We start from the raw sequence: 20,780 nt of genomic DNA on the forward strand, positions 1-20,780 counted from the left end.
TCCCTCCTTTTCATGTTTAATGTTTGTTTTTCTTTAACCGGTACACGTAAGCAAGCACTTCGGCGACAGCTTGGAACATGTCTTCATGGATTGGCTGCATCAGTTCAACAGACGCATACATCGCCCTTGCTAACGCAACGTTTTCAACAAGTGGAACATCGTGGTTTTTAGCGACCGTTTTAATCCGTTCAGCCATATAATCAACGCCTTTGGCGACAACGATTGGCGCATCGGCTTGTTCTTGGTCGTAGCGAAGCGCTACCGCGTAATGGGTCGGGTTCGTAATGACCACATCCGCCTTTGGCACTTCTTGCATAATCCTGTTCATCGACATTTCCAATTGCCGTTGTTTCCGGCGCGCCCTAATTTTCGGGTCGCCTTCCATCGTTTTATGTTCATCACGAATATCTTTTTTTGACATGCGGATTTGCTTTTCATGGTCATAGCGCTGGTAAAGGTAATCTGGAATAGCGAGGACCATTAACAATACCGCCGCAAACAGTCCCATTGTCACTGTTAAATGGCCAATCGAAGCAGCGCCGACCTCCACACTTTTTTGTGATAAAAGCAACACATCGCCTATATTCGCATAAATCACAAAGGCCACGGCTGCGCCAATAAAGACAATCTTTAACATCGATTTGCCAAGTTCGACGAGTGCCCTCGTCGAAAATATCCGCTTCGCCCCTTTAATCGGATCTAATTTTTCCAGCTTCAGTTTCATTGGCTCGGCAGTGAATAAAGAACCGACTTGCACGAAGCTGGCAAATGCGCCGGCAAGAACAGTTAGCGCCATAATCGGCAAAGCAGCCATTCCCATCTCCCATGTCAATTCGTTGAACAATGCCGCAATATTCTCAGCTGTCAGCGGCAATGATAGAAAGCGCTGAAACACATCAGCCATCATTTCCTTTAAAGCAGCAAACAGCATTGGCCCAGCAAAGAGGGAAAGAAGCAAAAATGCGGCAAATAGCATAAAAGCGGTATTGACGTCCTGGCTCTTTGGCACTTGCCCTTTTTTACGGGTATCCTGCCTTTTTTTGGGCGTTGCTTTTTCTGTTTTCTCCTCTGCAAACCATTGCAGATCCATAGGTAGCCTTGTCATTGCGGACCACCACCCAGCCCTTCTAGCAGACGCCTCATCGCAAGCAATAATTCTTCAAATAAAACGTTCACGCTCATAAAAAAGACGCCGATATAGATAGCAAATACGATAAAACCTGCCAACATTTTAATCGGAATCCCGACGACAAACACATTCATTTGCGGAACGGTTCTTGAGATAATGCCTAAGGCCACATCGACTAAAAAGAGCGCACCGACTACAGGCATAGCCATCGACACCGCCATCGCAAACAGCATCACCATCACTTGCGTCACATGCTCGATTACATGTCCGCTGCCAAACGGAAGCGCAAGTTGGTCAAGAGGGACAAACTGATAACTGTAGATCACGCCATCAAGAAGCAAATGGTGTCCGTCTATAATTAGCAAATACAACATCGCGAATAGATATAAATAACTTCCTGTCAACGGGCTTTGCGCCCCGGTTTGCGGGTCAACGACATTGGCAAGCATAAACCCTAAATGAAAATCAATGACACCGCCCGCTACTTGCACAGCATAGAGAATCATCGAAGCGATCAGTCCAGCAGAAATGCCAATCGCAAATTCCTTTAAGGCAAGAAGCAAAAATGGCAAATCTAGCGCTAACTCAGGCACGTCGAGAGACACCGCAAGAATAGCGGCCAAAAACGCTGATAGTCCGAGCTTGAGCGGGGCAGGCACCGTTCGGTGGTTGAAAAGCGGCAGCACGACGAAAAAAGAGCTGACGCGAATAAATATGAGTAAAAAAGCCGGATAAAGCGTTAGCCATTCATCCATCAGCCAATAAACCTATACAAATTGTTGTAAATGCTGTACGCCATCTCAGTCAGTTGCGACAACATCCATGGGCCAAAGAAAACGAGCGCAAGCAGCACGCCAGCAATTTTAGGGATAAATGCTAGTGTTTGCTCTTGGATTTGCGTCGTCGCTTGGAATATACTTACAATCAGACCGAGCGCCAACGCTACAACCAAAAGCGGACCAGCAACGATCAGTACGGTCCATACACCGCTTTGGGCTAAGTGTGTAACCATTTCTAAACTCATAGCGGCTCACTCCTATTAAATCGGTAATCTCATTGGTTCATTCCTGCAACTGCCAGCCCCACTAGAATACGAGAGCCCATTACGATTGTTCCCATCGCTATTGATAGCTGATCAGCAAGCTTTGAACGACTAAATACCAGCCATCTACTAACACGAACAAGAGCACTTTAAACGGCAGAGCGATCATGACAGGAGGCAGCATCATCATCCCCATCGACATCAATACACTAGCAACAATCATATCGATCACAAGAAAAGGGATAAAAATCAAAAAGCCGATTTGAAAGGCTGTTTTTAACTCACTAATTGCAAAAGCAGGCACAAGCGCCGTCAACGGCACGTCATCTATTGAAGCAGGCCTGTCATATCCGCCGTACCCCATAAACAACGCCAAATCCTTTTCCCTTGTATGGGCGCTCATAAATTCTTTAATTGGTACAACGGCTGCCTCAAATGCTTCCTCGCTGGAATACTCCCCTTCCGCTAAAGGTACGTATGCGGTCTCATACACTTCCTGAATGACAGGGGCCATAATAAAGGCGGTCATAAACAACGCAAGCCCAATTAACACTTGGTTTGGTGGCGTCGATTGAGTTGCGAGCCCTTGTCGTACAAAGGCTAGCACAATGATGATGCGGGTAAAGCATGTCATCATAATCAAAATTCCTGGCGCAATCGTCAGCACCGTTAGCAATAAGGCAATTTGGACCGTTGTTGCCATTGTCTCGCCATTCGCAAAATCAAACGAGGCAAAAGCAGCTACTGCATGTTGTAAAATCATCGGTCCTTCCTCTTTTCTATAAATGCCTGGCGTGTATCTTGCAGCTCTTGCTTAGAAGCCGCAAGCTTGTCCTTTAAAATGTGTTGGAACGTCGGTGGCGCAGTGCCTGTTTTTTTCGAGAACGCCGCTTTCATGCTTCCGAAAGCATGACCGAGAAATGGCTCCTCATCCCCAGCTTGCTGTTTGGCGAGAATCGCCGTTATTTCGTCTGGATCGGCGATTTCTTTTAGCAATTGCACTTGATCACCGACGCCCACAACCAATAATGTTTCCCCGACTTTAACCAACTGAACGGATTTGTTTTGGCCGAGAGAAACACCAGAGACGAGATGAAGCGCCTTTGTTTCTTGAAATGTTTTCGCCCGTTTGTTCACAAAGCGCAACAGCCCATATAACAAAGCAATGACAACAACAAGTGCCACGATCATCTTGACAAAGCTGAGCCAAGGCGGCTCCATAAGCGCTTCTGCCTCAGCTTCAGCTTCTTCAACTTCTTCCTGGGCCAGTTCCTCATCGCATTCGCCATTCTCGAGCACGTCATTGACGCTACAGTCTTTTGCTTCAGCAGGGCTGAACCCTGCTAAACCAACGAGTAGCAGGGCCAGCGCGATGATAGACGAAACGTTAACTAAGTGCTTTAGAAATCGCATCGATCACTCGATCCGCCTGAAATGGTTTTACGATAAAGTCTTTTGCGCCTTCTTGGATCGCGTCAATGACCATCGCTTGTTGACCCATCGCTGAGCACATAATCACCTTGGCGCTCGGATCATACTGTTTAATCTCTTTCAATGCCGAAATTCCGTCTTTTTCCGGCATCGTAATATCCATCGTCACTAAGTCAGGGGAAAGTTCCTTATATTTTTCAACTGCTTGGTTGCCATCATTGGCTTCTCCAACTACGTTATAGCCGTTCTTCGTTAAAATGTCTTTAAGCATCATGCGCATAAATGCCGCATCATCAACAACCAATACTTTTTTTGACATGAAAAGCCCTCTTTCTATATGTTGATTTCTTAAGATAGATAAACGTTAACGCAAGTGGGTAAGACGGTCTTTTTTGCTAACAATGTCTGTAATCCGTACGCCAAAGTTTTCGTCAATCACGACCACTTCGCCTTTAGCAATCAGCTTGTCATTGATAAGTACGTCGACCGGCTCACCTGCCAACTTGTCAAGTTCAATAATCGATCCTTGCGCAATCGACAAAATTTCACGGATCGTTTTTTTCGTGCGTCCCAATTCCACTTTAACTTCCAGCGGTATGTCTAAGAGCATGTCTAAGTTTTGCATTTCTGCTTCGTCTGGCTTTGTTGTCTCAAAATTAGAGAATACCGCTTTTTCCACGACTTGTTCAGCGTCTTTTACCCTTTGGCCAATATGCTGGTTCACTCGCCCAGCACTTGTACCATCCCCGTGCCCGCCAATGGCCGGAGCAGGTTCAGGCAACGGTTCTGCCTCTTGCACTGCCGGTTCTGCTGTGGTGCCACCGCCAAGCAAAGCGTTTGCGTAATCTCTGCTGAAAGGAACGCTAATAAGTTGCATTAATTTTGAATCAATCAGATCGCCGACGCGAAGAGAAAACGAAATCGCAATCAATTCTTCTCCATCGGGAACATACTCTGTCCGCGACTGTGCATCAAATTCAATGACTTCCACTTTTGGCGGCGAAATGTCGACACGGCGATTGAATAACGTCGACATCGACGTTGAGGCAGAACCCATCATTTGGTTCATCGCTTCTTGGACTGCACTTAAATGCATCTCCGACAATTCTGGATCAGGGTTTTCCCCATTTCCTCCAAGCATGAGATCTGCAATGATCGCTGCGTCATCAGTCGTAATCACAAATAAGTTAGAGCCTTCAAATCCCTCTGTGTATTTGACATGGACAATGACGTTCGGCCGTGGAAAAAGCTGACGCAGCATGTCTGAGCTAACTGCCGATACAACCGGTGTCGTAATTTCGACTTTTTGATTCAACAGTGCTGATAACGCAGTCGCCGAACTACCAAAGGAAATATTGCCGATTTCGCCGATCGTATCTTGCTCCATATGAGTTAAAAACTCGTTAATATCCGGGGGCTCCGTTTGTGTTTCTTCTGGCTGGGATTCGCCTTCACGGACTTCCTGTTGTCCAGCCTCATCGGAAGCTTCGCCGTCCTGGAGCCCCTTTAACAATTCGTTTATTTCTTCCTGGGAAAGCGGCTTGTCATTCATCATCCGTTCCTCCTAATACGTCAGTCACTTGCAAAGCCATCCGGTCTCGCTTTACTCCTGGCTGGCCGCTAAATTTCTTTTCACCGCCTACGAGCACATCAAGTGGTTCATCAATTAGCTGGTTTAAGGCAACGACATCTCCTTTAGCAAGGCGAAGAAATTCTTCAATCGTAATCGTTGAGCGCCCAAGTTCGACGGCAACTTCAAGTGTCGTTTGCCGGACTTGTTTGTTTAACAGTGCCTTATCTTCTGTTGAGAGGGCACCGCGCTGTTCTTGAAACCAATGGTGGCTCGTTAATTTCGGCAATATTTCTTCTAATACGACATGAGGCAAACAGATCGTCATGAGCCCTGTCGTATTGGCAATGCTTGTTGACAGCGAAATGACAACAACCGTTTCGTTCGGTGACACGAGCTGCAAAAAATGGGGATTCACTTCAATGTTTTCGGTGATCGGCTCCATTTCAATTACAGTCGTCCAAGCTTCAGCGAAACTTGCCAGCATCGATTCAAATAGCCCTGATAAAATTTTTGTTTCAATTTCTGTCAAATTATCAATTTTATTAAAGCTCATCCCATGTCCGCCAAGTACACGGTCAAACATGGCGTAGGCGATATTAGGATTAATTTCAATTAATACCCGTCCATTTAATGGTAGAGGCTCGATCACGTTCAAAAACGTCATCGTCGGTATGCTGCGGACATACTCTTCGTATGGAACCTGTTCGACAGAGGCTACTTGGATTTGCACAAGCGAACGGAGCTTGGCCGATAAATTGGTTGTCAACAACCGCGCGTAATTTTCATGGATGCGGGATAAGTTCCGAATTTGGTCTTTTGAAAAGCGTAGCGCTCGTTTAAAATCATAAACCCGAACTTTCTTCTCTGACTCTAGCTTTAATAACTCTTCGGCATCCATTTCTCCAGTCGTCAAAGCAGAAAGGAGCGCATCAATCTCACCTTGAGACAGCACATCAGCCATTAGAGCACCTCATTTTTGTTATTGGACCACTTTCACTGTCGTATAAACAGCTTTGACAGTGCCTTGTTCTAAATGGTCGTTTAATTTTGTCTGGATCGTTTCCTGCAGCTCGGCTAGACCTTCTTCACCGACGAGGTCCTCTGCAGACATTTCTGCAAGTGTCAGCAAAATGACATTATTCACTTGGAACCCTCTTTTATCGATGTCCGCAAGCGTGTCTTTGTGATCGAGTTCGATCCGAAATTGAGCGCGGATGAATTCCCCTGACTTTAAATTGGTCGTAATTTCTTCTGTATCAAATGAGCGCTCATTAATGTCCTCTATCGTTGGCGCACCGCTCGCCTTGTTTTGGGCAAATGGGCCAATGCCAAGCATATAGAGCCCTGCAACTATGACGACTCCGGTGAGCAAGAGGCTGAACGCTACGCCAATTACACGGTTTTTTTTCAACCTGATAAATCCTCCCTTTTGTAGCTTCCAACAAGGCCGATCTCGGCCATACGGTTGTTGATCGCTTGGCCGACTTGTTCCATGTCATCGGCAACGACGAGCTTTTTTCCATTTACAAGCGTGATCGTTGTATCAGGCAACGCTTCTACTTTTTCGATCAACAACAAATTTAACAACAGCCGTTGCCCGTTTAAGCGCGTTAATGGAATCATGCCAGTCACCTATCGTTTTAAGTTTACAAGCTCTTGTAAAATTTCATCTGAAGTCGTAATGATCCGGGAATTAGCTTGAAAACCACGCTGTGCGACGATCATTTCCGAAAATTCATCAGCGAGATCCACATTCGACATTTCTAAATAGCCAGACTGAATGTCACCAGTGCCTTGTGTTCCTGGAATGACTAGATTGGCAGGGCCAGAAGCAGGAGTTGCTGTGAATAGGGATCCGCCAGCGCTATTAAGGCCTTCAGGATTAGCAAAATTAGCGACGCCAATTTGCAAGGTTAAAGGGTTTTCTTGCCCCTGAATAGTAACGATGATTTCGCCTTGCTTGTTAACGGAAATGCTTTGCATGTCATCAAGAAGATCTGGATCGATTTGCAACCTGTTGCCGTCTGCCCCTAACAAATAGGCGCCTGAGCTGTTGACAACATTGCCGTCGTGGTCGACATAAATATTTCCAGCCCGCGTGTAAAACGTATCGGCTCCGACTTGAACGGCAAAGTAGCCATCGCCATTTATCGCCAAGTCCAATTCACGCCCCGTATATTGGTTGCCTCCTCCGGTATGAACCGTGTCAATTGCGCCAACCATTGAACCAGAACCAATTTGCTTGCTATTGACGCCACCACGGTCAGGAGTGGCGGCCATTGGCCCTTGTACTTGCTGGCTAACCATATCTTGAAACATGACGCGCCCTTTTTTGAACCCATGAGTATTGACGTTAGCAATGTTATTGCCGACAACGTCTAGCTTTGTTTGGAAACCTTTCATACCTGAGATGCCTGAATACATGGAACGAATCATAACGGATCGTCTCCTTTACTCGTTTGATGTTGGTTTAATAATTGAAATTAAATTGCTTGCCTCAATCCACTTGTCATCATCGATTTGCACGAGCAAGTCGCCAGACTCGCTGTATTTAACTCCAGTCACTGTTGCTTGCTCGACTTTGTCTTTTTCGTTAAGCCATTCAACCGATTTGCCGATTAACTCGCTTAGCGCCATCAATTGCTGGCTTTTTTGCTCATAGTACATATATTCCATCGTGCTATTCAGTTTCGTAAGCTGCTCCAACTGGGAAAAAGTCGCTAATTGGGCAATGAACTCCCGATCTTCTATCGGGTTGCTCGGGTCTTGGTTTTGCAGTTGCGTAATCAAAAGCTTCAAAAACGCGTCTTGGCCAAGTGAATTGTTTGGTTGCCGCTGCTGGTTCTGTACCGAGGAAAGCAACAACGATGGGTCAACTTGCGTCATCCGCTTCCTCTCCTTCTCCTTGTTTTTGACTCATCCAATCTGAAAATGAATGCTGCTTCCGTTGTTCGCCAACCTCGTCTTCCGGTGGTTTTCGCCCGCCTTCCTGTCCACTTTCACCATTGCTTTGCTCGTCTCCCTCTTCATCAATTGGCCCGATTTCAAACGTGGCGTCTTGGTTAACCATTTGCCTTAATCCAGGGAGAGCGCGCTCTAGCGTTTCTGCGGTTGCTTTTTTATCGGCAAGCAGTTTGACGACTAGCCCTTGGCTAGAATGGAAAAGTTGCACATGCAAACGCCCAAGCGTTTCTGGATGAAGCTTCACCGTCAATTGCAGCGCCCCATCTCCATGTTGCTTGAACGCAGCCGCTCTTAGCACTCGTTCAAGCTGCTTAGCCAGCATAGGGGGCAGCGCACTTTTCCCACTTGGCTGTTTCGTGGCTTCCACAGCAGCGCTTCCTTCGATTCCAGCTTGACCGCTAGCCATTCCTGTGCCGTTATGCGTTTGTTTGCTAGGTCCCTCTATGATGCGCGGCGCAGTGCTTGGCTCTTTCTCATGCACGATTCGCTTTTTAGGGTCTATTTGTTCTAATTTCCCTTCTGCTAAAGAAACGGATACCTTAGTCGGCTCATTTCGCTCAGTATGTAACTCGTTTTCTTCATGAGTCTTTCCATTAGTAAACTTGTTTTGTTCATTTTTAAAAACTTGGGCCTGCTCTGCTTCTGTCCTAACAGGTGACTCGTCTTCCACGCCTGAATTTGAATCCACTTGCCACGCATCGTTCGCGCTGGCTTTCATCGCGTCACTTGGCTGCGAGCTTACTTTCGTTAAAAGTGCAACTTCTTGTTCCCGCTTCAGCGACTCAGCCCTATTTTCAGGCTCGGTTTTGTCGTCGCCTTGAGGCAAAGGCGCCGGACGGTCAGAAGACATTTGTTGATTTTTGTCTCTAAATGTTCGGTTGTTTTCCTCAGGAGGCTCTGATCCCATGTCTTGAAAAGGAGTAGGAGCCACTTGCCGGAGTGACGGTTCCTTTTCGCCTGTTTTGCTATTACGAACGGCTATGTCTTTAAGCTCATCTTGGCTTAAAGCAGGTTTAGCGCTAGCACTGTCGTTTTCTTTCGGTTCCTTCGCTAGGTTTTCTAACAACTCACCTGCTTCTGCTCTCGATGTTGCCCCTGCCAAGGTTGTAGGGGAAGCACCCGTCGTGGTTTGGCTTAAATCCCAACCCGTTGAGTCCACTGGTTGGTTCATTAAAGGACCGGGCTTGCTACCACCTTCTTCATTCACAACACTAGGCTGGCCAAAGTCCACAGCGCCTACTGGGATTTGATTTTGATTCGCCTGATTTTCAGCGGCGATCCGACTTAAAACAGGATCATCTGCTTGTTCATCGTTTGGCGCTGACGTTCCAGCGTCGTTGTCTAACTCCTCTGTATTGGTAAGAGGAAGAAACATGGTGTTTAGCCCTTCAGTAGATGACGAAGCCTTATTTAATAGAAGATCGGAAAACGATTGGCTTCGTCCTTTCACCTGGCCTAAAGGTCGTGATGTCGCGATTTCATTCACCATTTGTGTAATGTGCACGTTGCCCCTACCCCCCTTCTTGCGCAAGCCTTTCTAAAAACCGGGCCGCCTTTTCTTCAGGCATTTTCGCGAGAATCGAGCCGCGTAGTTGGTCTTTCATAGCAGCCACATGGCGATAAGCTTCTTCTTCATTCATTTCATCGAGTAATGCAGCTGCACGCTTTGGCGTCATTTGTTCATATGTCTTTAATACAGCTGGCAAGTTGCCTTCTTCAAGTATGGTTTCGTTTTCCACATTAGCGATTGCCTCGTCCTCGTTTGCCTCGATGTCATCAAGCTGTCCTTGCGCTTCTGCTAGTTCAGCATTTTTTACTTCAAGCTCATTGGAGAGCTCCTGCAACTCCGTTTGCAGATCAAGCAGTTCGCCTTCCAACTGCTCATACTTTTTTTGCCACTCATTCTCTGCCTGGTTATTCGGCTTAAACCCGAATGCATTTTTAATGCTGTCCATTGGCGAAAATCCTAGCAAAGGGCCGATTAAAAACACGGCAGCAAGGACGATGACAAAAAACGGAACGGCAAAAGCAAAAATCACAGTCCAGCGTTTTTTTGTCGGTTTCTCGTTCATTTAGGCAAATTTCCTTTTGAACCGGGTAACGCACAACTCATCCATCCGTTGTTGCTCCCGGCGGTTTTCTGCTTGTTTTTGTTCAAGGCGTTTCTTTTCTTTTAACCGTTCATATTGTTTATACGAAACGGCATGTTGCTGGAACGTCGCTTTCTTTTGAAGCATATCAGCCCTAGCCTGGTCGGTTCGCAGCTGTTGTTTTCCAATTTGCTGCTGCAGTCCATCCAAGCACGCCTGGCTGATAAGCAAATCGGAAATTGATGCTTTTTCAACCAGCATCTTCTCGGTCGCTGCTTGCACATCTTCTTTTTGCTTTAGCAAACGGAACAGCGCCATTGCCTCACATTCAAATGCGTCAACAGCCACTTCGTATTGCTTATGAGCGGCCTCTTTTTCCTGCTTGCATACATCCATCGCTGTCTGTAACGTAAATTGAAATGCCATTGCAAGCGTCACTCCCGTTTAAAAAGTTGTATAAGCTTCGCTTTCGTTTCTGCAAACGAATCGCTTTCTTCGACTTCTTGTCTAAGAAAGTCAAGCATCGCTGGATGGTCGTGAATAGCAGCGTCAATGTCTTTGGAACTGCCCTGTTTATAAGCCCCTAGTGAAATTAAGTCTTCTGACTGCTCGTAATCGGCTAAACGCTGCCTAAAAAGCTTTGCTGCATGGAGATGCTCGCTTTCCACCAACTCTTTCATCAGCCTACTAACGCTTTTTAACACATTGACGGCTGGATACTGTCCACGATTGGCGAGTTGCCTGTCCAATACAAAGTGTCCGTCAAGAATCCCGCGCACGGCATCTGCAATAGGCTCATTCATGTCGTCTCCGTCTACAAGAACGGTGTACAAACCGGTGATCGAGCCTGACTGGTTCGTGCCTGACCGTTCTAGCAACTTCGGCATCATCGCAAAAACAGAAGGGGGATAGCCTTTTGTCGTCGGTGGTTCGCCAATGGCCAAGCCAATTTCGCGCTGTGCCATCGCAAACCGTGTGACCGAATCCATCATTAAATTGACATTCTTGCCCTTGTCGCGGAAATATTCAGCAATGGCAGTAGCCGTTTGCGCTCCTTTCACTCGTAACAGCGCTGGCTGGTCTGATGTCGCGACGACAACGACCGACTTTTTAAGTCCTTCCTCTCCTAAGTCGCGCTCAACAAATTCTTTTACCTCTCGGCCGCGTTCGCCAATTAAAGCGATCACATTCACATCTGCATCCGATTGTTTGGCAATCATCGACATGAGTGTGCTCTTCCCTACGCCGCTGCCAGCAAAAATGCCAACTCTTTGCCCTTTTCCCATCGTCAACAGCCCGTCGATTGCGCGGACACCAACGCTCATAATTTCGGAAATGCGCGGTCTTTCTAGCGGGTTTGGAGGTGAATTGTCGGTTGAATAGTTGGCGTCTGTCTCACCTAGTGCTGTGCTTTGCAAAAACGGTTCACCGACGCCATTGACAATTTGGCCAATCAAACTTGGTCCACACGCTACATTTAACGGCTTTCCCGTTCCTTCCACATAGCTCCCAGGCGCTATTCGCCGGGTATCGTCTAGTGGCATGAGCAAAATGCGGTCGTCCTTAAAACCAACGACTTCAGCCCGTACTTTAGTCCCCTTTTGGTCTGCGCTAGCCCAGATATAGCACAGCTCACCGATAAATGCTCTTGGCCCAGCTGATTCAATCGTCAACCCCGCGGCATGTCGAACTTGCCCATACCACTTATACGGGGAAAGTGTGTGAACATGATCAATGAGCTTTTGCAAATGAACCACACCTCGCAGCCTCATGAAGCTGCTTTTTCAACTGCTCGATCTGAGTCGGAAGAGAAGCATCCATTCTTCCAGCATTGGTGACGATAAAACAGTGGTCGTCTTGTAGTTGCCCGTCTGGTATAAGCTGAAAATCTTCGCAGGCAGGTATGGCCCCTTGCAACTCGTCCACGCAAGCGGCGAGCCTTTTGTACCAATGGGGCGGCACATACAATTTGACAAATGCATGGTCGCGCACTTCAGCAAGGGCGGCTTGCACCATATTCTGTAAGTAGGAGTCTTCTGCGATAGAAACGCCAATCACCTTTTCAGCAATGGCACAAGCAAGCTCAATCAAAAGCGGTTGTTCATTGTCTACTTTTAATGCAGCCACTGCCTGTGCCTCTTCTAGCAGTTGCTTCGCTTCCGCTATCGTTGACTCGTAAATGGCTTTTGCTTGGCTTTCACCCGCTGTAAAGCCAGCATCATAACCTTCTTGTTCTGCTTTCAAGCGCGCTTTTTCCCATTGTTGCTCTAGCTCCGCTTGTTTGCTTTCCATCTTTTTTTCAATTGCCCTCGCTTCTGCTTGTGCTTCCTCGATCAATTGGGCTGCCTTCGCTTCTGCTTTTTCTTGCATTTGTTCTAGCTGGGCTTCTTCTTTGGCCAGTTCTTGTCTTGCTTCCCGTTCTCTTGTCCGTTGAGACAAAGGTTTGATGCCAATTTCCCGTGCAATGCTCACATTCTTAGTAGAACGGATCACGTTAGACAAGGACGTCATCTCCATTCGTGCGGGCTATCACAATTTCGCCCATTTCTTCAAGCTGCCTGATGGTCGCGACAATCCGCGATTGTGCTTCTTCTACATCACGCAAGCGGACAGGCCCCATGTAATCCATTTCGTCTTTAAACGCTTCAGCCATCCGTTGAGACATATTGTCAAACACCATTTCTTTCACATCATCGCTTGCTACTTTCAAGGCAAGCTTCAAGTCATCGTTGTCTACATCGCGGATCACTCTTTGGATCGCCCGTTTTTCAAGGGTGACAATATCTTCAAACACAAACATCCGTTTTTTGATTTCTTCCGCCAACTCAGGATCTTGGATATAGAGCCCATCAAGAATCGTCCGTTCCGTTGAACGGTCAACCCCATTCAACACTTCTACGACCGCTTCGATTCCGCCAGTTTCCGTAAAGTCTTGTGACAATGTTTGCGACAACTTCTCTTCCAACACCGCTTCCACTTGAGCGATCACTTCTGGAGAGGAGCTGTCCATTAGCGCCATTCGCCTTGCGACATCGGTCTGGATCGTTTCCGGCAAAGCAGAAATGATTTGACCTGCCTGCTTGGCCGACAAGTACGATAGAATCACGGCAATGGTTTGCGGATGCTCATGCTGGATAAAATTTAATATTTGGCTTGCATCCGTTTTGCGGGCAAAATCAAATGGCCTTACTTGGATCGTTGACGTCAGCCGTTGGATCATCGAGGCGGCCGCTTCTTCTCCTAATGCTTTTTCCAAAATCGTCTTCGCAAAACCTATGCCGCCTTGGGCAATGTACTCCTGTGCTTTTGCCATCGAATGAAATTCGCCCATAACATTGTTTTGAACATCTTTATCGACTTTTCGCATCGCGGATATTTCAAGTGACAGCAATTCAATTTCATCCTCAGTTAAGTGTTTATACACTTCCGCTGCCGTATCAGGCCCGAGTGAAATTAGCAATATCGCTGCTTTTTGACGTCCCGTCAGCTTTACTTTCGGCATTTCGTCCAATCTCCTTTCTGCTATTCATCTGAAAGCCACGTCCGCAAAAGCTTTGAAAAGTCTTCTGGCTGTTCTTTTGCTAGTCGGTTTAATTGCCGCACTTGCTTGCTCTCTTCTGTTTCTTCCGTTTCCATAAGTGGCTCATCCTCTTGCTCTGGCTCTGGTTCTGCCGCCTCGTCTTGCTCTTCCGCTAAGTCAGCTGGTTCTCTTTTCCGGTATAGCAGGACAGCTAGTATGATAATCAGCAAGACAAGTCCAGCAGCTACTGCGTAAATCCAGACCGGTATCGTTGCTGCCGGCTGTTCCGCCTCTCCTGTTTCCGTTTGTGCGAATGGCATTGATGTCACCATTACACGGTCACCAACATCCTGTTCTCCTTCCTCCTCGCCACCATCTGGCAATGTCGTACGGATAATCGTCTCTAGCATGGCTGTGATATCAGCCGTTTGCTGAGGCGGCAATGCTTGCATCCCTTCCGGCGGGTTGACCATTACTTGAATTCCTAAATCGCGAATTTCATAAGGGCTTTCGATGATTTCCCGGTGGATCCGATTAACTTCATAATTAATCCGCTCTTCAGTCCGCTCCGATTCAGAATCGCCTCCGCCTGCTGCGCCGGTATAATTGGGAATCTCATCGCCTACGCCAGCGACACCTTCCTCATTGCCTGTTGTTCCTTCATACATTTCATTAATTCGTTCAACACTGATTGCCAGCCCAGAAACCTCTTCTTCATCAACCGGCTCAACCAAATCCTCGGTCCGCTGTTCTTGGGTAAAATCGATATCTGCCGTAACAGATACGATTGCATTTTCAGGCCCAACAACCGCGCTTAGAAGTTGATTGATCGTTTGTTTCAAGTCCGACTCAATTTCTTGTTTAATTTCACGCTGTGATTGGAACGAGGCAGCAGGACTTGTTTCCTCTTCCTGGTATGTATAGTTGTTGAACTGCGAATCGGATAATACAATATTTTCAATCGGCAAATTAGGTACACTTTTTGATATTAAATGATATAAAGCTTTCACTTGCGAAGAATCGAGCGTATACCCCGGCTCTAACTGCAACACAACAGCTGCAGTCGAACTTTCTTGGCCTGAATCCAGCCAAACGCTTTCTTCAGGGAGCGTGATGATGACATTTGCTTGCTCGACTCCTTGGACGCCCCTTATCAATTCGGCAAGCTCCGTTTGCATAAGGGACCGTTCGATAACGGTAAACTCATTATCAGTCATCCCAAAACCCATTTGGTTTTGAAAAAACGCATAATCGATGCTGCCGCTTTTAGGCAGCCCTTCAGCGGCGAGTTCAACTTTCAACCGATCTACATCCGCCTCAGGCACATGAATGGTGGTGCCATCATTTGAAACACGGGCGGCCACCCCTCGTTGCTCGAGCGCTTCTTGTATTTGGCCAGCTTCGGCCAATGTCAATTGGCTATATAAAGGCGCATAGTTCGTTCGGAATAGAAGGGCCGCTGCCAGTGCAATCGCTAATAAAAGTAGTAAAACAACGGAAATGACTGCACTTTTTCGCAGCGTGCTGCTCTCTGTCCAAAACGTTTGCACCTGGTTCTTGAATTGCTTCGCTTTCTCCTTCATGGCGCCTCCGCTTGCATCTCGCCTTTCAGGCGGCTTAAATTTGCATTCTCATCATTTCCTGATACGCTTCTACTGCTTTATTTCGTACTTCTAGCGCGGCTTGCATCGAAACCGATGCCTTGTTCGCCGCAATCATGACGTCATGAACATCAATGGGTTCTTGTTTGACAAGTGCTTGTGTTGCTTCGCTTGAAGCAAGCTGGTCTTGATTGACTGAATGGAGAGCATTCATTAAAGCCGACTTAAAATCGGCGCCTTTGCTGTTTGCCTCCGTTTTGCCAGCTGGTGTAGCGAGCGATTGGAAAAGTGGCTGCATCGCTTCAATTGTCATCTTTCCTCATCCTCCTTTAACGACCTATTTCCAGTGCTTTCATAACCATCCCTTTGCTAGCTTGAAGCGCTGTTACGTTTGCTTCATAGGACCTCGTGGCACTTGTAATGTCCACCATTTCTCTTGCGATCTCGACGTTTGGTTTTGCGACATACCCGTCTTCATTTGCATCAGGATGGGTAGGGTCATAAACAAGTGTGGCTGGTGTGGGATCACGGACAATTTGTTTTGCTACAACTCCCTGATCTAGCTCGGCCGTTGCTTTTTGCAGCTCTGTCGAAAAGCGCCCCATCGACGTAGGCCCTTGGACAACCATTCGCCGCTGGTAAGGCTGCCATTCGCCATTTACAAGTTCTGCCCTTGTTGTATCAGCATTGGCAATGTTGCTTGCTGCTAAGTCCATTCGCAATCGCTGTAGTGTAAGTCCTGAACCAGATACGTTCATGCTTGAAAACATCGTCATACGCCTTTCCTCCTATTTGCCGCCTTTTATTGCTGTTTCAAGTGATTGGAAGCTTCCGCTGATTCGGTCAACGAGCGCATTGTAATAAAGTTGATTTTTCGCCATTTCGGTCATTTGCTTATCTACGTCGACACTGTTCCCATTGTGGTTGTATAGCTCTCCCTTTTCCCGTAATGAAACACCGCCATTTCCAGGAAGCGGAAAAGTCAAATGGCGCTCGTCTGTCCGTTTCGCTTTCAATTGTCCCGTTTTTTCTCCAACAGCCTGTAAAACTTGGTCAAAAGACACGGTTTTCTCTTTAAAATTAGGTGTATCGACATTTGCTAGATTTGTTGAGATGGCTTTTTGTTTCGTAGCCGAGTAGCGTATGCCTTCTTCAAGCGCTGCAATTGTACTAGTAACGAACAACCGTCTCCCTCCTTTTACTCATGTCTTTTCTCATAAAAACAGGAAAGATTAAGCACTATTTCCCATGTTTAGCCCTGATAAAATTTTACTAGTTTTTGAGATGTTTGTCTAAGCTCAATTGAGATTTATGTATAATTAAGTCTAATGTACCATTATTATAAGTGATTTTAGTCCTAAATAATGATGTAACGTTACGTTTTTCGGGACTTTAGACTCTTGGTACGATTGTCATTTTTACTAGTTTATTGGAAAGAAAGTTTTTAGCTGGAACTGGGCATTAATGCCCGTTTCGAATATCCCTTCTCTCCTGTATACCTAACTTTGTTACTATTTAGGCATTTGGTCCCTTTAGTAACGCTACATATCGACTAAACACTTGAAACACCGCCCTACTCTGGGTCCTTTTAGCTAGTTGAAAAAGCGCAGATCAACACAGCAAAAAACCACCTATCCTCAATTGGACAGGTGGCTTTTTGCTGTAGTTCAGTCTGATTGATTTTATAATTGGGCTTAGTCTTCTTTCATACGCTCTAGTTCCAATAGAAACTTGTCATTAAGCACTTTAATGTATGTGCCTTTCATTCCTAAAGAACGAGACTCGATGACGCCTGCACTTTCAAGTTTACGCAATGCATTAACGATAACAGAACGGGTAATGCCAACACGGTCAGCGATTTTGCTTGCTACTAGCAATCCTTCTCTGCCGTCAAGTTCCTCGAAAATATGTTCAACCGCTTCTAGCTCACTGTAAGAAAGCGAACTGATCGCCATTTGTACAACAGCTTTGCTGCGTGCTTCTTCTTCAATTTCTTGTGTCTTCTCATGGAGGATTTCCATGCCGACAACCGTTGCTCCGTATTCAGCCAAGATTAAATCATCGTCGCTAAAAGAGCGGTTTAAACGGGATAGGATCAACGTACCAAGACGTTGACCGCCACCTTTAATTGGCACAATGGTCGTTAAGCCGTTTTTAAAGATGTCACGGTTTTCAACAGGAAACGCAGTATACTCGCTGTGTACATCGATATTGGCAGAAGTGTCCTCAATTTTAAATAGGCCATCTGTATACTCTTCTGGAAACTGGCGCTCATCGAGCATTTTTTTCATGCGATCATTCTCGATCTCTTCTTCAATAGAGAAGCCAAGCAATTTACCACGGCGGCTAACGACAAAGACGTTAGAGCCGATCGCTTCACGCAACGTCATCGCCATTTCTCGGAAATTGACGTGTTGTCCACTTGTTTTTTGCAGCATTTCATTAATCTTTCTTGTTCTTGTAAGTAAATCCATTCCTACATCTCTCCTTTGTTTGCTATTACAATATAAATTGGCTTAAATCGCGGTTTTTTGCAATGGAACCTAGTTTTTCTTCGACATACTGTTCGGTGATTTCAAGTGTCTCCAAGTGAATATCGGCTGCTTCAAAGGACAAATCTTCAAGCAATTTTTCTAGCAACGTATGCAAACGGCGCGCTCCGATGTTTTCTGTTTCTTGGTTCACTTCGCTCGCAATCGTCGCAATCTTACGAACAGCTTCGTCTGAAAACTTCATTTCTATACCTTCGGTCTGCAAAAGTGCTTCATATTGCTTTGTCAATGCGTTGTCCGGTTCTACTAAAATGCGGACAAAATCATCGACAGAAAGGCTTTGCAGTTCAACCCTAATCGGAAAGCGCCCTTGCAATTCCGGAATTAGATCTGCTGGTTTGGCCATATGAAAAGCGCCTGCTGCAATAAAAAGGATATGGTCCGTTTTAACGGCACCGTATTTCGTCACGACAGTCGAACCTTCTACAATCGGCAAAATGTCGCGTTGGACACCTTCTCGAGAAACATTGGCCCCTTGATCGTTTTTTCCAGCCACTTTATCAATTTCATCGATAAAGATGATCCCGAGCTGTTCAGCCCGTGTAATCGCTTCCTGTGTGACATCATCCATATCGATCAGTTTCTGCGCTTCTTCTTCAGCGAGTACACCACGGGCTTCGGCCACTGTCATGCGGCGTTTTTTCTTCTTCTTCGGCATCATGCTTGATAGCATCTCTTGCATATTCATGCCCATTTGTTCCATACCCGCCCCGCCTTGAAACAAATCCATAAAACCATGATTTTGTTCCGTCACTTCAACAGTGACGATGCGCTCTTCCAGCTCACCTTGCTTAAGCTTTTCCGCCATTTTTTTCTTTAAATTGGCACGGGTCAGTTCCTCTTCTCCGTCTTCCTCCTCCTCTTTATCCGGCTGGCTAAAGAGCATTTCAAACGGATTTTTATAATTGGTTTCCTTTTTCATGGAAGGGACAAGAAGTTCGATAAGCCGTTTGTCAGCCAGCTCTTTCGCTTCGTCTTTCACGAGTGCGACTCGCTCTTCTTTCACAAGACGGACACTTGACTCAACCAAATCGCGCACCATGGACTCTACGTCGCGGCCGACATAGCCGACTTCCGTAAACTTTGTGGCCTCCACCTTAATAAACGGTGCGCCTACAAGTTTTGCAAGCCTTCTGGCAATTTCTGTTTTACCGACGCCAGTAGGGCCAATCATTAAAATGTTTTTCGGCGTAATTTCCTCCCTCATGGAAGGATCGAGCTTTGTACGGCGATAGCGATTGCGCAGTGCAACAGCAACAGACCGTTTGGCCCCGTCTTGCCCGACAATATATTGGTTCAACCGCTCCACAATTTCCCGAGGCGTCAATGTGCTTGTCATTGCTTTACCCTCCAATCGTTCATCATCACTCTGTCAGTTCCTCTACGACAATTTGGTCATTTGTATACACACAGATTTCGCCTGCCGTTTCAAGGGCAGCAACGGCAATTTCACGTGCGCTCAACCCAGGGGCATGGCGCTTTAGCGCACGTCCGGCACTCAGTGCGTAATTTCCTCCAGAGCCAATAGCGAGAATCCCGTCGTCAGGCTGGATCACTTCTCCTGTTCCTGAGATAAGAAGCAAAGCTTGTTTATCCATCACAATCAGCATCGCCTCAAGTTTTCGTAACACCCGGTCGCTGCGCCACTCCTTCGCTAGCTCGACAGAGGCGCGCTGCAAATTGCCATTGTATTCTTCCAGTTTTGCTTCAAACTTTTCGAACAATGTAAAAGCATCAGCAACTGAACCTGCAAAGCCAGCGAGAACGTTATTATGGTATAGCTTGCGGACTTTGCGTGCGGTATGTTTCATCACCACAGCATTGCCGAACGTAACTTGACCGTCGCCAGCCATAGCAAACCCGCCATTATGGGCAATCGCAAAAATCGTTGTTGCGTGGAAACCCTCCATTGTCAAACGCTCCTTTTTATAGACTTAGGCTCGCGGATGGGCGCCTTTATAAACGGCATAGAGCCGCTCCTTGCTTACATGTGTATAAACTTGTGTCGTCTTAAGCGATTGGTGGCCTAGCAACTCTTGGACAGCGCGCAAGTCAGCGCCGGCATTAAGCAAATGGGTCGCAAAAGAATGGCGAATGGCATGTGGGCTTATTTTTTTCTGCATAGCCGCTTCGTCCAGTCTTTTTTCCACAATCTTCCGAATGCTCCGATCGCTTAACGCTCCTCCACGATAGTTCAAAAACAAATGGGAAGTCGGATCGTTTGCACGCAAAAGCTTGGGGCGCGCCTCGTTTATGTACGATTCAACAGCGCTAACAGCCATTTTCCCTACTGGAACATACCGCTCTTTGCGGCCTTTTCCGAAAACACGTACCGTCTCGCTCACTCGATCCCATTGGTCCAGTGCCAGCATGCTGCATTCCGAAACACGCATTCCCGTTGCATACAGCAACTCAATGATCGCCTTATCACGCTTTTCGAGAGGCTTATTCGCAGGAAGCGCTAAAAGCCAGTGCTCCATTTCTTCTTCATAGAGAAAAGTAGGCAAACGCGTTGTTTGTTTAGGCAAATGCGTGTGCAAGAAAGGGTTTTCGCTAATATGCCCCTCTTCCATCAAGAATTTTCCAAAGGTTCTAAGCGCCGACAATTTTCTTGCGATCGATTTTCTCGCGTACTTCTTATCGACAAGCTCGCTTATAAAAAGGCGGACATCTTGGTGCTTTACGTCTTTTATCTCGGCAATGCCCGCTGCCGACATAAATGCGGCGAATTGCTGTACGTCTTTTCGATAGTGGTCGATTGTCCATTTTGAACCGTTCTTTTCGACTTGGACATAGCGGACAAATTGGTCAATCAAAAGCCGTTCAGATAATTCCACATTCATGCCTCCCTCTTAGAACTAATAAATTTTACCATAGT

General features: G+C 46.5%; 26 protein-coding genes. All 26 read right to left on the minus strand.

Annotated features, from left to right (window positions below):
• Nucleotides 1–16 precede the first annotated feature (16 nt).
• Nucleotides 17–1,105, minus strand: a complete 1,089-nt coding sequence (gene flhB, locus N6H06_RS15075) for a flagellar biosynthesis protein FlhB (protein WP_263707448.1) — start codon at nt 1,103–1,105, stop codon at nt 17–19.
• Nucleotides 1,102–1,884: a flagellar biosynthetic protein FliR gene (fliR, locus tag N6H06_RS15080; RefSeq protein ID WP_263707449.1), complete on the minus strand. Its 783-nt coding sequence runs from the start codon at nt 1,882–1,884 to the stop codon at nt 1,102–1,104. Before fliR ends, flhB begins: the two co-directional genes overlap by 4 nt.
• Nucleotides 1,884–2,153: a flagellar biosynthesis protein FliQ gene (gene fliQ / locus N6H06_RS15085; RefSeq protein WP_011247096.1), complete on the minus strand. Its 270-nt coding sequence runs from the start codon at nt 2,151–2,153 to the stop codon at nt 1,884–1,886. The genes fliR and fliQ overlap by 1 nt, the downstream gene beginning before the upstream one ends.
• Before the next feature lie 97 nt (nt 2,154–2,250).
• Nucleotides 2,251–2,934 (minus strand): flagellar type III secretion system pore protein FliP, encoded by a 684-nt coding sequence (gene fliP, locus N6H06_RS15090; protein ID WP_263707451.1) that lies wholly within the window; start codon nt 2,932–2,934, stop codon nt 2,251–2,253.
• Nucleotides 2,931–3,584, minus strand: a complete 654-nt coding sequence (locus N6H06_RS15095; protein WP_263707452.1) for a flagellar biosynthetic protein FliO — start codon at nt 3,582–3,584, stop codon at nt 2,931–2,933. The genes fliP and N6H06_RS15095 overlap by 4 nt, the downstream gene beginning before the upstream one ends.
• A complete protein-coding gene (locus tag N6H06_RS15100) occupies nt 3,559–3,921 on the minus strand; it encodes a response regulator (RefSeq protein WP_011247099.1) in 363 nt (120 codons plus the stop codon). The genes N6H06_RS15095 and N6H06_RS15100 overlap by 26 nt, the downstream gene beginning before the upstream one ends.
• Before the next feature lie 45 nt (nt 3,922–3,966).
• The gene (fliY, locus tag N6H06_RS15105; protein WP_263707453.1) at nt 3,967–5,154 is read right to left on the minus strand and encodes a flagellar motor switch phosphatase FliY; all 1,188 of its coding nucleotides are present in this window, start codon (nt 5,152–5,154) and stop codon (nt 3,967–3,969) included.
• A complete protein-coding gene (gene fliM / locus N6H06_RS15110) occupies nt 5,147–6,136 on the minus strand; it encodes a flagellar motor switch protein FliM (protein WP_062750676.1) in 990 nt (329 codons plus the stop codon). The genes fliY and fliM overlap by 8 nt, the downstream gene beginning before the upstream one ends.
• An 18-nt stretch (nt 6,137–6,154) precedes the next feature.
• Nucleotides 6,155–6,586 carry a flagellar basal body-associated protein FliL gene (gene fliL, locus N6H06_RS15115; RefSeq protein ID WP_263707454.1) on the minus strand — a complete coding sequence of 144 codons (432 nt, stop codon included), beginning with the start codon at nt 6,584–6,586 and terminating at the stop codon, nt 6,155–6,157.
• Complete coding sequence (locus N6H06_RS15120; protein ID WP_062750678.1) at nt 6,583–6,798, minus strand: flagellar FlbD family protein; 216 nt, start codon at nt 6,796–6,798, stop codon at nt 6,583–6,585. Before N6H06_RS15120 ends, fliL begins: the two co-directional genes overlap by 4 nt.
• Nucleotides 6,799–6,807: 9 nt before the next feature.
• Complete coding sequence (gene flgG, locus N6H06_RS15125; protein ID WP_263707455.1) at nt 6,808–7,611, minus strand: flagellar basal body rod protein FlgG; 804 nt, start codon at nt 7,609–7,611, stop codon at nt 6,808–6,810.
• Between the two features lie 15 nt (nt 7,612–7,626).
• Nucleotides 7,627–8,061: a flagellar hook assembly protein FlgD gene (gene flgD / locus N6H06_RS15130; protein ID WP_263707456.1), complete on the minus strand. Its 435-nt coding sequence runs from the start codon at nt 8,059–8,061 to the stop codon at nt 7,627–7,629.
• Complete coding sequence (locus N6H06_RS15135) at nt 8,048–9,643, minus strand: flagellar hook-length control protein FliK (protein WP_263707457.1); 1,596 nt, start codon at nt 9,641–9,643, stop codon at nt 8,048–8,050. Before N6H06_RS15135 ends, flgD begins: the two co-directional genes overlap by 14 nt.
• A gap of 7 nt (nt 9,644–9,650) precedes the next feature.
• A complete protein-coding gene (locus N6H06_RS15140; RefSeq protein WP_212953823.1) occupies nt 9,651–10,211 on the minus strand; it encodes a MotE family protein in 561 nt (186 codons plus the stop codon).
• Entirely contained in the window at nt 10,212–10,655 is a 444-nt protein-coding gene (gene fliJ, locus N6H06_RS15145) for a flagellar export protein FliJ (RefSeq protein WP_062750683.1), read from the minus strand.
• Between the two features lie 8 nt (nt 10,656–10,663).
• Complete coding sequence (fliI, locus tag N6H06_RS15150) at nt 10,664–12,001, minus strand: flagellar protein export ATPase FliI (RefSeq protein ID WP_263707460.1); 1,338 nt, start codon at nt 11,999–12,001, stop codon at nt 10,664–10,666.
• Complete coding sequence (gene fliH, locus N6H06_RS15155) at nt 11,961–12,722, minus strand: flagellar assembly protein FliH (RefSeq protein ID WP_263707520.1); 762 nt, start codon at nt 12,720–12,722, stop codon at nt 11,961–11,963. The genes fliI and fliH overlap by 41 nt, the downstream gene beginning before the upstream one ends.
• A gap of 1 nt (nt 12,723) precedes the next feature.
• On the minus strand, nt 12,724–13,731 hold the full coding sequence (fliG, locus tag N6H06_RS15160) for a flagellar motor switch protein FliG (protein WP_263707461.1): 1,008 nt from the start codon (nt 13,729–13,731) through the stop codon (nt 12,724–12,726).
• Nucleotides 13,732–13,751: 20 nt separating this feature from the next.
• Nucleotides 13,752–15,332, minus strand: coding sequence for a flagellar basal-body MS-ring/collar protein FliF (gene fliF / locus N6H06_RS15165; protein WP_062750687.1), 1,581 nt, complete (start codon nt 15,330–15,332; stop codon nt 13,752–13,754).
• A 34-nt stretch (nt 15,333–15,366) separates the two neighbouring features.
• Nucleotides 15,367–15,663 carry a flagellar hook-basal body complex protein FliE gene (gene fliE, locus N6H06_RS15170; protein WP_062750688.1) on the minus strand — a complete coding sequence of 99 codons (297 nt, stop codon included), beginning with the start codon at nt 15,661–15,663 and terminating at the stop codon, nt 15,367–15,369.
• 16 nt (nt 15,664–15,679) lie between these two features.
• The gene (gene flgC, locus N6H06_RS15175) at nt 15,680–16,126 is read right to left on the minus strand and encodes a flagellar basal body rod protein FlgC (RefSeq protein WP_263707463.1); all 447 of its coding nucleotides are present in this window, start codon (nt 16,124–16,126) and stop codon (nt 15,680–15,682) included.
• Between the two features lie 12 nt (nt 16,127–16,138).
• On the minus strand, nt 16,139–16,534 hold the full coding sequence (gene flgB, locus N6H06_RS15180) for a flagellar basal body rod protein FlgB (protein ID WP_263707464.1): 396 nt from the start codon (nt 16,532–16,534) through the stop codon (nt 16,139–16,141).
• A gap of 510 nt (nt 16,535–17,044) precedes the next feature.
• Nucleotides 17,045–17,824, minus strand: a complete 780-nt coding sequence (gene codY / locus N6H06_RS15185) for a GTP-sensing pleiotropic transcriptional regulator CodY (RefSeq protein WP_062750691.1) — start codon at nt 17,822–17,824, stop codon at nt 17,045–17,047.
• Between the two features lie 25 nt (nt 17,825–17,849).
• Nucleotides 17,850–19,241 carry an ATP-dependent protease ATPase subunit HslU gene (hslU, locus tag N6H06_RS15190; RefSeq protein ID WP_062750692.1) on the minus strand — a complete coding sequence of 464 codons (1,392 nt, stop codon included), beginning with the start codon at nt 19,239–19,241 and terminating at the stop codon, nt 17,850–17,852.
• Nucleotides 19,242–19,266: 25 nt separating this feature from the next.
• Nucleotides 19,267–19,812 (minus strand): ATP-dependent protease subunit HslV, encoded by a 546-nt coding sequence (gene hslV, locus N6H06_RS15195; RefSeq protein WP_062750693.1) that lies wholly within the window; start codon nt 19,810–19,812, stop codon nt 19,267–19,269.
• A gap of 24 nt (nt 19,813–19,836) precedes the next feature.
• On the minus strand, nt 19,837–20,745 hold the full coding sequence (xerC, locus tag N6H06_RS15200) for a tyrosine recombinase XerC (RefSeq protein WP_318527570.1): 909 nt from the start codon (nt 20,743–20,745) through the stop codon (nt 19,837–19,839).
• Nucleotides 20,746–20,780: the final 35 nt, after the last annotated feature.

The organism is Shouchella tritolerans (assembly GCF_025770735.1).
Taxonomy (GTDB): Bacteria; Bacillota; Bacilli; order Bacillales; family Bacillaceae_D; genus Shouchella; species Shouchella tritolerans.

Bases quoted from the DNA above. Each gene is read 5' to 3' on its own strand.
- flhB (WP_263707448.1), bottom strand. From the start codon at position 1,105: ATGACAAGGCTACCTATGGATCTGCAATGGTTTGCAGAGGAGAAAACA.
- fliR (WP_263707449.1), bottom strand. From the start codon at position 1,884: ATGGATGAATGGCTAACGCTTTATCCGGCTTTTTTACTCATATTTATT.
- fliQ (WP_011247096.1), bottom strand. From the start codon at position 2,153: ATGAGTTTAGAAATGGTTACACACTTAGCCCAAAGCGGTGTATGGACC.
- fliP (WP_263707451.1), bottom strand. From the start codon at position 2,934: ATGATTTTACAACATGCAGTAGCTGCTTTTGCCTCGTTTGATTTTGCG.
- N6H06_RS15095 (WP_263707452.1), bottom strand. From the start codon at position 3,584: ATGCGATTTCTAAAGCACTTAGTTAACGTTTCGTCTATCATCGCGCTG.
- N6H06_RS15100 (WP_011247099.1), bottom strand. From the start codon at position 3,921: ATGTCAAAAAAAGTATTGGTTGTTGATGATGCGGCATTTATGCGCATG.
- fliY (WP_263707453.1), bottom strand. From the start codon at position 5,154: ATGAATGACAAGCCGCTTTCCCAGGAAGAAATAAACGAATTGTTAAAG.
- fliM (WP_062750676.1), bottom strand. From the start codon at position 6,136: ATGGCTGATGTGCTGTCTCAAGGTGAGATTGATGCGCTCCTTTCTGCT.
- N6H06_RS15120 (WP_062750678.1), bottom strand. From the start codon at position 6,798: ATGATTCCATTAACGCGCTTAAACGGGCAACGGCTGTTGTTAAATTTG.
- flgG (WP_263707455.1), bottom strand. From the start codon at position 7,611: ATGATTCGTTCCATGTATTCAGGCATCTCAGGTATGAAAGGTTTCCAA.
- flgD (WP_263707456.1), bottom strand. From the start codon at position 8,061: ATGACGCAAGTTGACCCATCGTTGTTGCTTTCCTCGGTACAGAACCAG.
- N6H06_RS15140 (WP_212953823.1), bottom strand. From the start codon at position 10,211: ATGAACGAGAAACCGACAAAAAAACGCTGGACTGTGATTTTTGCTTTT.
- fliJ (WP_062750683.1), bottom strand. From the start codon at position 10,655: ATGGCATTTCAATTTACGTTACAGACAGCGATGGATGTATGCAAGCAG.
- fliI (WP_263707460.1), bottom strand. From the start codon at position 12,001: ATGAGGCTGCGAGGTGTGGTTCATTTGCAAAAGCTCATTGATCATGTT.
- fliG (WP_263707461.1), bottom strand. From the start codon at position 13,731: ATGCCGAAAGTAAAGCTGACGGGACGTCAAAAAGCAGCGATATTGCTA.
- fliF (WP_062750687.1), bottom strand. From the start codon at position 15,332: ATGAAGGAGAAAGCGAAGCAATTCAAGAACCAGGTGCAAACGTTTTGG.
- fliE (WP_062750688.1), bottom strand. From the start codon at position 15,663: ATGACAATTGAAGCGATGCAGCCACTTTTCCAATCGCTCGCTACACCA.
- flgC (WP_263707463.1), bottom strand. From the start codon at position 16,126: ATGACGATGTTTTCAAGCATGAACGTATCTGGTTCAGGACTTACACTA.
- codY (WP_062750691.1), bottom strand. From the start codon at position 17,824: ATGGATTTACTTACAAGAACAAGAAAGATTAATGAAATGCTGCAAAAA.
- hslU (WP_062750692.1), bottom strand. From the start codon at position 19,241: ATGACAAGCACATTGACGCCTCGGGAAATTGTGGAGCGGTTGAACCAA.
- hslV (WP_062750693.1), bottom strand. From the start codon at position 19,812: ATGGAGGGTTTCCACGCAACAACGATTTTTGCGATTGCCCATAATGGC.
- xerC (WP_318527570.1), bottom strand. From the start codon at position 20,745: ATGAATGTGGAATTATCTGAACGGCTTTTGATTGACCAATTTGTCCGC.